Genomic DNA, 12,689 nt, shown 5'->3' with positions numbered 1-12,689 from the left:
TAAAGGAATTTTAGCATATATTATCATCATAAAAATATCTAAACTGGTGGTTTCTTGAAAAAGGTTGTAGTAGGACTAAGTGGTGGAGTAGACAGCTCCACTGCTGCATTTATTTTAAAACAACAAGGATACCAAGTAATAGGTATAACATTAAAACTGTCAGAAGTTGACCAATGTAGTCTTGATAAACAAGTATGTTGTTCTACAAAAGATATTTTAGATGCAAAAAAAGTAGCTTCTTTTCTTGGTATCCCTCATTATGTAATAGACTGGCAGGATATATTTAAAGAAAAAGTTATAGATTACTTCATAAGAGAGTATCAATCTGGATATACACCCAATCCATGTAGTATATGTAATAGAGAAGTAAAAACCGGACTTTTAGCAAAGTATGCAAAAAAAGTATTGAAAGCCGACTTTTTTGCAACAGGACATTATATAAAAACTGACTTTTTAGACGGTGAAAAAGTTATAAAAAGAGGTGTAGATACATCTAAAGACCAGTCTTACTTCATGGCACTTGTAGAAAAAGAAGTGATAGATATGCTTATTTTTCCACTTGGAGACTTTACTAAAGAAGAAGTTAGAAAAATTGCATATGAAAATAAAATTCCTGTAAGTCAAAAGTCAGAAAGTTTTGAGATATGTTTTACAGCTGGAAAAACACCAGAAGAGTACTTTAAAAGTTTAGGAATTCCGTTAAAGATTGGTGATATAGTTCATGTATCAGGTAAAGTACTTGGAAAACATAAAGGATTAGAAGCCTACACTATTGGACAAAGAAAAGGTTTAGGAATTAGATGGAAAGAACCTCTCTATGTTATAGATAAAGACCCTATCAAAAATACTATAATAGTTGGAGAAAAAGAGCATCTATTAACAGACACAGTTGTAGCAAAAAACTTTAACTTTTTAGTTCCTATAGAGAAGTGGAAAAACATTCAAGTACAAGGAAGATACAGACAAAAACCAATAGAAGTTAGAGATTTTCATTACGATGGAGAACTTTTAAAAATAACATTTAAAGAAAAACAACAAAAGATGGCTCCAGGTCAGATACTTGCTGTTTATCAAGATGATACTCTCTTAGGTGGTGGAGTTATTATTTAAAAACCCTCCCCTCTTTAAAGGAGAGGGAATTTTATCTTAACAATTTTCTTCCTTCTTATCAACTGGTACAGCTGGACATAGATGAAGTTTTCTTTCCTCTCCTACTATCATGTAGTAAAGAACTGGTACAACAACTAACGTTAAGAGAGTTGAAGCTACTGTTCCAAATATCAACGCTATTGCAAGACCGTTAAAGATAGGGTCAAATATGATAACAAACGCACCAACTACTATTGCAGCTGCTGTAAGTAGAATTGGTCTTGTTCTTACTATTCCTGCTTCTAAAAGAGCTTCTTCTAAAGAGTAGCCTTCTTTTAACTTTTGCTCTGTAAACTCAACAAGGAGTATAGAGTTTCTTAATATTATTCCGGCTAAAGCTATAAATCCTATCATTGATGTTGCCGTGAAGAAAGCTCCCATTAATAAATGGCCTGGTATTATACCTACCAATGTAAAAGGTATAGGAGACATTATTACAGCTGGCATTTTGAAAGATTTAAACCATCCAACAAGAAGGATGTATAGAACAACTATAGCGACTGCGAAAGCTATACCCATATCTCTAAATGTTTCGTAGGTAACCTGCCATTCTCCGTCCCATTTAACGTAGTATTTATCTGTAAGCTCTGGCTGGTGAGTAAGTAACTCTTCTACAGGTTTTCTGTCAGGAGTTTTTATGTTTTTAATTTTATCCCATAGGTCTAGTATTGGATAAACAGGGCTACCTAACGTATCATTAACGTTTGCTATAACATAGACAACAGGTTGTAAATTCTTCCTATAGATATCACTTTCTGTAGAAGAAGGTTTAACAGTTACTAAAGACCCTATTGGAATACCACCCATTGGTGAAGGTATCTTCATAGATAAGATATCATCAAGACTTTGTCTGTACCTTTCATCAAGTCTTACAACGATATGAACTTGGTTTAAATCGTCTGAGGAGTGAACTAACCCTACTTTATGTCCTGCTAAAGCCACTCTTAAAGTCTTTACAATAACATCCTCAGATAGGCCGTATCTTTTAACTTTTTCTCTATCTACATCAATTTGGTACTCTCTTTGTAGATAGTTTGTATATATTCCAACGTCTATAACACCTTTGGTATTTTCAAAAATCTTCTTAATTTCATTTGCAACTTGAAGTTGTCCTTTATAATCTGGACCATAGACTTCAGCAACTATTGGAGATAAAACAGGCGGTCCTGGTGGAGGTTCTACTACAGCTACATACTTAGCTCCGTTTTCTTTGGCTATTTGGGCTACTTTATCTCTTATTCTTTCTGCTATTTCGTGGGATTGCTCTTTTCTATCGTATTTTCCTATAAGGTTAATATGAATCTGAGCTAAGTTAGGAGCTTCTCTTAAGTAATAGTGTCTTACCAATCCGTTAAAGTCAAAAGGAGCTGGTTGTCCTACGTATATTACATAGTTTTTAACTTCGTTTGTATTTTTAATATAGTCTGCAATCTGTTTTGCCACTCTATATGTCTCTTGAAGTGGAGTTCCTTCTGGCATATCTAAAACAACTTGTAATTCGCTTTTGTTATCATAAGGAAGCATTTTAACTAAAACAGCACGACTTACTATAAGCATTGCCGATATAACTAAAAGCATACCTGCAAAGCCTAAAAATAGCCATCTTTTTGCTCTACTTTGGAATAAAGGCATATATACAGCATTAAAGAATCGTACCAAAAATCCAGCTCTTGCTTCATCTTCTTTTCCAAGGGACTCTGGAGACTCATGGTGCTCGTCATGTTTAAGCCATCTTATAGCTAAGTAAGGTGTAAGGATAAATGCAAGAAGCATAGAGAAGAACATAGCAACGGAAGAGTTTATAGGTATTGGTCTCATATACGGACCCATAAGACCAGTAACAAAAGCCATAGGAAGTAATGCTACTATAACAGCAAATGTTGCAAGTATGGTAGGGTTTCCAACTTCATCAGTTGCAATAACAGCAGCTTCTTCCTGTGGTACTTTTCTCATAGAGAACCATCTATGGATATTTTCTAAAACAACGATAGAGTTGTCTACAAGTATACCTATTGAGAATATTAAAGCAAACAGTGTAACCCTGTTTAGAGAATAACCGTACATCTCACTAAGGAATAATGCTATAGCTAATGTAACAGGTATTGTTACCGCAACAATTAAAGATTCTCTGAATCCAAGGGTAACAGCTATAAGTAGTACAATTGAGAAAGTAGCTATAAGTAAGTGTTCTATAAGTTCGTTTGCTTTTTCAGAAGCTGTTTCACCGTAGTTTCTTGTTATTGTAAAGTTTATATCAGATGGGATTACTTTACCTTTCATTTCGTTTAGTTTTTCTATTATGTTTTCTGCAACTACTACTGCGTTACTACCTGTTTTTTTAGCAACAGCTATAGTTACAGCATTTTCCAGAGGTTTATCTTTGTTTCCAGAAGCCTGTCCATATCCAAACTGGACGTAGTTTTCTATTTCTCCTTCACCTTCTTCAACTTTTGCTATGTCCTTTATCTTAATAGGAGCGTTGTTGTAAACAGTTACTACTACATTTTCAACATCTTCTTTTGTCTTTAAAAACTGCCCTGTTCTTACTTTGTACCTGTAATTATCTTTGTCAAATTCTCCAGAAGGTAAAGAGAAGTTTGCATTTTCTAAAGCTTGAACGACTTGTGGAAGCATAATGTTGTAAGCATTTAATTTAACTGGGTCAAATAAAACATCTATCTCTTTTGGCTTTGAACCTATGATGGTAGTTTCTGATACGTTATGGAGCTGTTTTATCTCATCTTCTACTACTTCTGCTATTCTTCTTAAGTCGTATGAAGAGTATTTATCACTGTGTAGTGTTATAGAGAGTATAGGAACATCATCAATAGATTTTGGTTTTATGATAGGGTCCATAGCCCCTTTTGGCATTTTATAGTAGTTTGACATAACTTTACTGTAAAGTTTTACAAGGGAGTCCTCTGGATTTGCACCAACTTTAAATCTAACTGTAACTATTCCAAAACCATCTCCAGCGTAAGAGTATACATATTCTACGTCTGGAATTTCCCACATTAATTTTTCAAGAGGCTTTACAGCTAGACTGTTTACCTCTTGAGATTTTGCTCCCGGATATGGAATCATAATATCTATCATAGGAACAACAATTTGAGGTTCTTCATCTCTTGAGGTAGTAAATACAGCAAAAAATCCAAGTAACAAAGATGCAACAACTAAAAGAGGTGTAAGTTTAGAGTTAAGAAAGTACTTTGCTATCCTTCCTGCCAGTCCGAGGTTCTCCATTTTAACCTCCTAACCTGCATCCATCACAAGCTTTTTCTGTTTGTGATGCAATAATCTTATCTCCCGGTTTTATTCCTGATAACACCTCTACACTGTCTCCATAATCTTCACCTAACTTTACATAAGTTAAACGAATTACGTTATCCTGTCCTACCACGTATACAGCTGTAAGCTGTCCCCACTTAAATACGGCAGATTTAGGTATTACAATCTTTTTAGATGTTGAGATTGGTATCAAAATTTTTCCGTACATTCCGGAAGTTATAGATTCAGAGTAAGGTATATCAAGTTTAATCTTAAAAGTCCTATTCATTGGGTCTATATTTGGATTTTTCTCTACAATCTTTCCTTCTACTTCCCTATCTCCAAGTTTAACTTTCAAAGTGTCTCCAACTTTTACCTTATCTAATAAAGACTCGTCTAAATTAGCAACAAATTGGAGTTTTTTCTCCCCTATTATAAATATAGGCATTCCCGGAGCTGCCATATCTCCTTCGTCATTCATTTTCTTTATGACATATCCATCAAAAGGAGCTTTTATAACGGCGTATCCTGCCATTATATCTACTTGGTTAATTTTAGCCTTTACTTGGGATTCTTTTGCTTTTAGTTGAGCTAATTTTGCATCTACCTGTTCAACCATGGATTTAGCAGCGACCATTTTAGTTTCTATTTCTTCAAGTTGTTGTTTTGATACTGCATTTTCTTGGTAAAGGTTTTTAAATCTTTCATAGGTTCTTTTAGCAAACTCGTAATTTTCTAAAGCTGCTTTCCTTGCTGCCAATGCTTCATCTCTTGCCTTTGAAAGTTCCTCCAAACCTGCCAAAGCTTCATTCTTTTGTTGTCTTATCTCGGAGTCATCAAGAACAGCGAGAGTTTGACCTGCTTTTACATAATCTCCTTCGTTTACATAAATCTTTAGTATTCTACCCATCCATTTTGTTGATACTTTTGCGTTATTTTCTGCTGTAATCATACCGTCAGCTTTGTAGACGTTAGGTACTTCCTTTTCCTCAACAGTTAAAACCGGCAACCCACTTACAACTTTACCCTTGTCTTTTGCTTCTCCGGGTTCTACCCTATGGGATAAAAATCCACCAAGCCAAAGTATAAAAATGGCAATAGGTAATACAAAAAAGAGTATAAACTTAACTGTTTTGTTCATAGCTACTCTCCTCTCTTTTGATTTTCTTGAATTAGTAATCCTGATTGATATTTAAGTTCTAAAACTAATAATTGACAGTTATACTCTGCCTGAGCCTTATCAAACTTTATTTTATCATACATAGTTTGTGTATCTAAAAGGTCTATCATAGAAGCAAGTTGGTTTTTATACCTTGTCTCTGTAACCTTTAAAATCTCTTCAGCATACCTTACGTTGTCCATCTCTGTTTTAAGTTTGTCTTTACTTGTTAGATAATCTTTGTAAGCTTTGTACACGTTAAACTTTATAAATTCTTCAAATCCTTTCTCTTGTTGTTTATAGTGGTCGTACATCTCTTTTGCGCTTTTATACTTGTTAAAAGATTGAAAACCATCAAATACTTTCCAGTTTAAAGCAACTCCAGCCATCCACCACTTTCCTTCATTACCTAACATCCATTTTCCGTCATTAAGTTCGTAAGATGCAAAAGCTCCTACAGTAGGCAGTAAGTCTGATTTGTTAAAATCTACATACTTTTGAGCCATTTTTATTTTCTCCCTTACAGCTAAAAGGTCTGACCTGTGGGATAAAGCGTAATCTTGATACTCTCCAACAGGTTTTTCTACATTTTCACAAACAAGGTTTCCTACAACATCTATCTCTGTAGGGTCTACTTTATCCAGTCCCATAGCTAAAAGTAATCCTCTTTTTGCTACTAAGTAGTTGTTTTCAGCTTCTTTTATCTTTGCTGACATTTCTGACATATAAACTTTAGCTCTAAGTTCATCTGCAGGAATAGCAAGACCGTTTTTTACCATTGACTGAGCTGTTTGGTAGTGTTTTTCAGCATCTTTGTAAGCTTGATTTGCAAGCTTTATAGCTTCTTTGGCAAGGAGAGCTCCATAGTAAGCTTTTGATATATCGTATATAGCTTTTTCTTTAGATCTTGTGTATTCGTGTTTAGAAGATTCGTAATCTCTTTTAGCCATCTCTATACCAGAAGATATCTTCCCACCTGTGTAGATTGGAAGCTGTAGTTCAATTTTTGTTCTCCAGCTGTTTACCTCTGGATAGGAAGGTTTAGCAAACATGTTACCAAACATAGGGTTTAAAGCTGTCATATCTACAAACTTTGAAGAAGTCATAAAGTCAAGTTTTTTCTGGCTCATAGTGTTCCACATTGCATAGCCCGGCTCGTTTGTCCTCATAAACATCTCACTAAAGTTTAAAGAAGGATACATATAACCCTTTGCTGATTGGTAAGCGTACTCTTTTGATTTTAACATCTTCTCTGATGCCTTTACTTCGTAGTTGTTTTGTAATCCTGTTTGGATAGCCTCTTCAAGGGATACCTCTTTAGCAAAAGATGAGGCAGTTAAAAAAGATACAATCAATAAACTTAAACTTTTATTTTTCTTCATTCTCTTAACCTCTTTATTAGAATATTAGAATATTAGAATATTATTATACCACTACGAAATAGAACTTTTCTGATTTTTGACATATTTTCAGCTGACTAAATCTTGCAGGTAATCTATGTCAAATATCTCTATTTTTCCTCTTTCCGTGTCTAATATACCCTCCTTTTTCCATCGGCTTATAACCCTTATGGCTGTTTCTACAGTTGTCCCAGCCATTTCTGCTATATCTTGTCTTGTTATAGGAGCGTTTATTACAACATTATCTCCTTCTTTTTTTCCTATTTTTTCTACCAACTCTAAAAGTAATGTAGCTATTCTTCCTTCTACTTTCTCTACAGCAAGACTTTTTAGTCTGTCGTAAGCTTCAAGGGTTTTCTTTGTAGAATCACAAGTTATCCTTATAGCTAAAGCAGGATACATTAAAAGTAATTTTAAAAAGTCTTGGTTTGATATGTATAAAACTTTTGAATCTATCAATGTTTGAGCTGAGTAAGTACTTGTAGGTGTAGAGTCTTTCATAACAAGCCAACCAAAACTTTCCCCTTTCGTTGCTAATCTTAAAATAACAGTTTTACCATCAGACGTCTCTTTGATAAGTTTTATTATTCCATCAACAACAAAGTATATCCCGGGCTCCCTATCTCCCTCGTAAAAGATGTACTCGCCTTTTTTATATTCTTTATAGATGAAAAACTTTTCTATACTTTTAAGCTCTTCTTCTTTTAAACCAGAAAAAAGTGGAATCTCTTTTAAAACACTTAATTTATCTATATTTTTAATCTCTCTCATTTTCTCACCTCTTTTATCTTACTTTAGGTAAAGAACCTAAAAGATACTTTAAGTAGTTGTCTGTAAATACAAATCCTCCACCTATATAAAAGCCTCTAACAGAGCTGTTTAAAAGGTCTGAGCCACCTAACTTTACAAAGACAGGATATTTAGAAAATCTATACTCTAAACCAAAATCAAACTGTGGATTGTTAGGCTGGTTTACTAAATCTTTTCTGTTGAATCTATAAACATCAGCTACAAATTTTAAATTAGGACTTAAAACAAAATCTCCACCTAAGTCAGCTGATGAGTCTTTTATACCAAACCTTGCCCAAAGTTGGGACTCTCCAAGGTTTAAAATCTTCCTTGCATACTGTAAATCAAAGAGTATTCCATATTTTTTAGTAACGTATGTTGTGGTAGTTCCGTTTGCTGTTATCTCCTCTTTTTTATCTACATATCCTTGAGAGTTAGACAAAATACCAACATAGTAGTATCTATCATCACTTGGTGGTACAAACCTAAATGCAGCTCCTGCTTTAGAGTCTTTGTTCCCTGTATGTTTTTCCCCTTGCATTATGACTTCAAGGTTAGACTCTTTAACAACTTTAAATGGCTCTGCAAAGGATTTTACTCCTTCATTAACATTGTTATAAAAACTGTCTTCATTTACAAGTTTTCCTAAAGTTCCTTTTCCTTCGTTAACTTTTGCAAGGATTTGGTTTAGGTTGTCTGAAGCTTTCTTTATGTTTTCTATACTTAATCTTAAATCCTGTCTGTTTTCACTTACGGCTTTCTCTATTTCTGTTGCTGCTTTATCAACAGAATCTAAAGTCTTTGGTGCTTTTTCTTTTAACGCTACAGATAAATCTTTTAGGTTTGCTATTAACTTCCTTATGTCTTCTCTGTTTTCATCTGTTATATTTTTCGTGTTTTCCAATGTTTTATCAAGATTTTCAGTTATACTTGGCAGTTTCTGTCTTAACTCTGCAGTTATAGCCCTTATATTTGCTATAGCTTGTCTAACATCTTCTTTGTTTTGTACTACAACTTCGTTAGTATTGTATGCAAATTTATCAAAGTCTTCTATTAGTTTTTTTAGTCTTTCATCTCCTAATGCTTTGTTTAGATTATCCATCAACTCTCCAAATTTCTTAGCCGACAACCGAACTTGGTCTATCATTTCTTCTGTAGATGCTATCTTGGTAGTATTCTCAATAACTCCTCCTGATACCAACTCTCCAGAAGATGGGTTACCAGGTTCTACATACAGATATTTATCTCCCATTAAACCGTATGTCCTTATTACAACCTTCGCATCTTTATAGATAGGTATTTCTTGCCTTACTTTAAACTTTACCTTTACTTTCCCCTGCTCAAATTTTATCTCTTCTACTTTTCCAGATTTTACACCTTGAACTTGAACGTCAGCTCCTTGAGACAGTCCTTGAGCATCTGTAAAGTAAACAAAATATTCTTTGTAGTTTTGACCAAACTCTTTACCACTGAATTTTATTATTAAAAATCCTAACAAACCAGATATTACTAATACAAATATTCCTACTTTTACAGAATTATTCATCTTACTTCTCCATAATTGTTTCTTCTACTTTCATTCCAAAGTGTCTTCCAGCTTCTTCTACGTACCCTACTATTTCATCACCAACTTTTAAGTCTACTACTGATACAGGTGTTCCATCTGGTTTTACAACTCTTATAGTTTCTGCATTCTGTAGAATAGCAGAGAGTTTTTTCCCTTCGTACTCAGCTTCTATTAAGAGCATAGGTCTTCTTTCTACTTTTGCCCTTCCTACGTACACAACTCTTCCGTTTCCATTAAAGTCATATACCATAACTTCTTTTCCAGATGAAAGCTCACTTAGATATGTAGTTTTACCGTTTGGTACACGGGTATACATATGGACAGCTCCAGCATTTACTCTAAAAGGTCGTGATGCTACATACTCTGACTCTTCTGTCTCAGCATGTACTAAAATCATGCCAGCTGAAGAGTTACCTACAAGCATCCCTTCTCCTTTTTTAAGTAAGGACGTTGTATCCACAGCTACTCTATCCCCCATACCTACGGGTTTTATACTTGTCACCTTTGCTTTTACCATGTTTAACTTTTCTGTATCCTCTTTTATAATTTTCGCTACTTTTTTTATTTCGTTCAAGTTGTCTGTTTTAAGAACTACTCCTCTTACACCTTTTTCAAGGATTCCTATAGATGTTTTTGCTTCCTCTGCATCCTTTACTATAGAGTATATGTTAGGTGATTGGGCTATAAGGTTTTCTAAAGGAATTATAGTCCAGTCTGTAGTTTGAACTATAACTTTTTTACCGCTTTTTGCCAAGTTTGCTGCTTTTTCTTCATCTTGTTTATTTTCTATCTTTACTATAACGAAGTCTTCTGTAAGATTTCCTTCTTTGTCTTGAAGTATGAGTTTTACTCTACCTAACTTTTTTATTTCGTTTGCCTTTTCTTCTTCAATAAGTATGTAATCTACTCCGGACTCTATAGCAGTAGTTATTGCAGTTTTTGGTAGTCCTCTTGCATCAAGAATAAACTCTTTCATATACTCTCCTCATTGAGATTGTTTTTCTCTAATTTTACCATAAATTTAGATGTATTAAATGATTTTTTAAGGTTATTAAAATGGACGATTTAAACATTGATAAAGTTTTTGAAATAAAACCGGTTTCAGAAGACCAATCAAAGAGAGAGTTTTTAAAAAAGAAAAAAAGTAAAGTTAAAAAAGAAACTCTAAAAGAGGAAAGTAAAGAAGAGAAAGAAAATAAAATAAAAGAAGGTCATGTAGATTTGTTTGCTTGATTTTACAATACTGTTGCTAATTTTTTTAACTTTTCTAACTTATCCCTCACTTGGGCTGCCTTTTCAAACTCCCAGTTTTTAGCATACTCCCACATCTGTTTTTCTAACTTTTCTATCTCTTTAAGTAAATCTTCTTCTGTTGATATGTCCTCCGGTATCTCTTGGTAAAGTTCTAATATTCCAAGTTCTTCTAAAGATATTAAATCTTTTATTTCTTTTTTTACTGTTTTTGGTGTAATACCGTGTTTTTCGTTATACTCTTGTTGTAGTTTTCTTCTTCTGTTTGTCTCTTCTATAGTTTCTACCATAGCAGGTGTTAGTTTATCTGCGTAGAGTATTGCTTTTCCGTTTTCGTTCCTTGCAGCTCTTCCTATCGTTTGGATTAGTGCTGTCTTTGACCTTAAAAATCCTTGTTTATCTGCATCTAAAACTGCCACTAAAGAGACTTCTGGCATATCAAGACCTTCTCTAAGTAAGTTTACACCTACTATTACGTCGTACTTTCCTTCTCTAAACTCTTTTATTATCTTTGCTCTTTCTATAGTGTCTATCTCTGAGTGAAGGTACACAGCCTTTATATCTCTTTCTTGTAAGTAGTCTGCCAAATTTTCTGCCATCTTTTTGGTAAGAGTTATTACTAACGCTCTTTCATTTCTCTCTTTTACTTTCCATATTTCGTTTATTAGGTCATCTATCTGTCCTTCTGTTTTCTTTACTTCTATAACAGGGTCTAAAAGTCCTGTTGGTCTTATTATCTGTTCTACTATTACACCTTTTGACCTTTCTATCTCCCACTGGGCAGGTGTTGCAGATACGTAGATAGCCTTTTGGATTTTACTGACAAACTCTTCAAACTTTAAAGGTCTGTTATCGTAAGCCGACTTCATTCTCCAACCGTACTTTACAAGATTTTCTTTTCTTGCTAAATCTCCGTTGTACATAGCTTTTATTTGTGGAATTGTAACGTGGGATTCATCTATAATAAGTAAAAAGTCTTCTGGAAAGTAATCTATAAGTGTGTAAGGAGGTTCTCCCGGTTTTCTACCATCAAAGTATCTTGAGTAGTTTTCTATTCCTTTACATGTTCCAAGTTCTAACATCATCTCTATATCGTAGTTTGTCCTTTGCCAGAGCCTATTTGCTTCTATCTCTTTTCCTTGCTTTCTAAACTCTTCTACTTCTATTTCTAAATCTTTCTGTATTTGTTTTATAGCTTCTATCATATCAGGTCTTGGTATTACATAGTGGCTTGCAGGGAATATTACCGTTCTTTCTAACTTTCTTTTTACATCTCTGTTGAATATATCTATCTCAGTTATGTTTTCTATCTCATCTCCAAAAAACTCAATTCGGATAATAACATCTTCTGTGTAAGCTGGAAGTATCTCTACCGTATCGCCTTTCACTTTAAATGTTCCTCTTTTTAGAGAAAAGTCATCTCTCTGGTATTGAAGTTCTACAAGTTTTCTAAGAAGGGTTTGACGGTCTATTTCCATTCCTACGTAAAGTTGAAGTCTTAACTTTTCATAAAATTCAGGAGTCCCAAGTCCGTATATACAAGATACAGATGCAACGACTATTGTGTCTGGTCTTTCTATCAAACTTCTTGTTGCTGAGTGTCTCAATCTGTCTATGGAGTCGTTAATAGCACTGTCTTTTTCTATGTAAAGGTCTTTTTGGGGAATATAGGCCTCAGGTTGGTAGTAGTCATAGTAAGAGACAAAGTATTCTACAGCGTTATCAGGAAAGAGTTCTTTTATCTCTCTGTACAACTGAGCTGCCAGAGTTTTGTTGTGGGACAGGATAAGTGTAGGTCTTCCGTACTTTTCTATAAGGTTTGCTATGGTAAATGTTTTTCCTGTTCCTGTAGCTCCCAGTAAGACCTGCTCATTAATACCTGACTTTAAGTTTTCATACAGCTGCTTTATAGCCTTTGGCTGGTCTCCTGTTGGCTCAAAAGGTGCTTTTAGTTTAAAGATAGACTTACTCATAGTTTTAACTTCTCTAAAAAGTTCTCAAAAAATGGAATTTCATCGTAAATTTTGTTAAGAGTTTTTGAAACTTTATCTTTTTCATCTTCGTACTCATGGACAAGAATATTTCTTAACTCTCTCAACTCAAACCA

10 protein-coding genes are annotated in these 12,689 nt (G+C 34.1%); 2 read left to right on the top strand and 8 right to left on the bottom strand.

Going from position 1 to position 12,689, the window contains the following annotated elements; translation table 11 throughout:
- Positions 1-54 precede the first annotated feature (54 nt).
- Positions 55-1,110, top strand: a complete 1,056-nt coding sequence (gene mnmA, locus SULAZ_RS02450; RefSeq protein WP_012674937.1) for a tRNA 2-thiouridine(34) synthase MnmA — start codon at positions 55-57, stop codon at positions 1,108-1,110.
- A 36-nt stretch (positions 1,111-1,146) separates the two neighbouring features.
- On the opposite strand, the gene SULAZ_RS02445 is transcribed toward mnmA, so the two are convergent.
- The 6 genes from SULAZ_RS02445 to SULAZ_RS02420 all read right to left on the bottom strand — a co-directional run bounded on the left by SULAZ_RS02445 (position 1,147) and on the right by SULAZ_RS02420 (position 10,307).
- Entirely contained in the window at positions 1,147-4,392 is a 3,246-nt protein-coding gene (locus tag SULAZ_RS02445) for an efflux RND transporter permease subunit (RefSeq protein WP_012674625.1), read from the bottom strand.
- A 1-nt stretch (position 4,393) separates the two neighbouring features.
- The gene (locus SULAZ_RS02440) at positions 4,394-5,557 is read right to left on the bottom strand and encodes an efflux RND transporter periplasmic adaptor subunit (protein ID WP_012673860.1); all 1,164 of its coding nucleotides are present in this window, start codon (positions 5,555-5,557) and stop codon (positions 4,394-4,396) included.
- A gap of 2 nt (positions 5,558-5,559) precedes the next feature.
- On the bottom strand, positions 5,560-6,957 hold the full coding sequence (locus SULAZ_RS02435) for a TolC family protein (RefSeq protein ID WP_012674338.1): 1,398 nt from the start codon (positions 6,955-6,957) through the stop codon (positions 5,560-5,562).
- A gap of 87 nt (positions 6,958-7,044) precedes the next feature.
- Positions 7,045-7,746 (bottom strand): Crp/Fnr family transcriptional regulator, encoded by a 702-nt coding sequence (locus SULAZ_RS02430; protein ID WP_012673643.1) that lies wholly within the window; start codon positions 7,744-7,746, stop codon positions 7,045-7,047.
- Between the two features lie 13 nt (positions 7,747-7,759).
- Positions 7,760-9,310 (bottom strand): MlaD family protein, encoded by a 1,551-nt coding sequence (locus SULAZ_RS02425; RefSeq protein ID WP_012675089.1) that lies wholly within the window; start codon positions 9,308-9,310, stop codon positions 7,760-7,762.
- Between the two features lies 1 nt (position 9,311).
- Positions 9,312-10,307: a 3-dehydroquinate synthase II gene (locus SULAZ_RS02420; RefSeq protein WP_012674159.1), complete on the bottom strand. Its 996-nt coding sequence runs from the start codon at positions 10,305-10,307 to the stop codon at positions 9,312-9,314.
- 80 nt (positions 10,308-10,387) lie between these two features.
- Here SULAZ_RS02420 and SULAZ_RS08995 point away from each other — a divergent pair, with 80 nt between their 5' ends.
- A complete protein-coding gene (locus tag SULAZ_RS08995; protein ID WP_012674325.1) occupies positions 10,388-10,564 on the top strand; it encodes a hypothetical protein in 177 nt (58 codons plus the stop codon).
- Between the two features lie 2 nt (positions 10,565-10,566).
- Here SULAZ_RS08995 and uvrB read toward each other — a convergent pair whose 3' ends face one another.
- Entirely contained in the window at positions 10,567-12,555 is a 1,989-nt protein-coding gene (uvrB, locus tag SULAZ_RS02415) for an excinuclease ABC subunit UvrB (protein WP_012673620.1), read from the bottom strand.
- Positions 12,552-12,680: a hypothetical protein gene (locus tag SULAZ_RS08890; protein WP_012674536.1), complete on the bottom strand. Its 129-nt coding sequence runs from the start codon at positions 12,678-12,680 to the stop codon at positions 12,552-12,554. The genes uvrB and SULAZ_RS08890 overlap by 4 nt, the downstream gene beginning before the upstream one ends.
- Between the last annotated feature and the right edge of the window lie 9 nt (positions 12,681-12,689).

Origin of the sequence: Sulfurihydrogenibium azorense Az-Fu1, assembly GCF_000021545.1 — a bacterium.
Classification (GTDB): Bacteria; Aquificota; Aquificia; order Aquificales; family Hydrogenothermaceae; genus Sulfurihydrogenibium; species Sulfurihydrogenibium azorense.
Note: the sequence above shows the minus strand (reverse complement) of the source record. Positions and strands in the feature narration are given on the sequence as shown.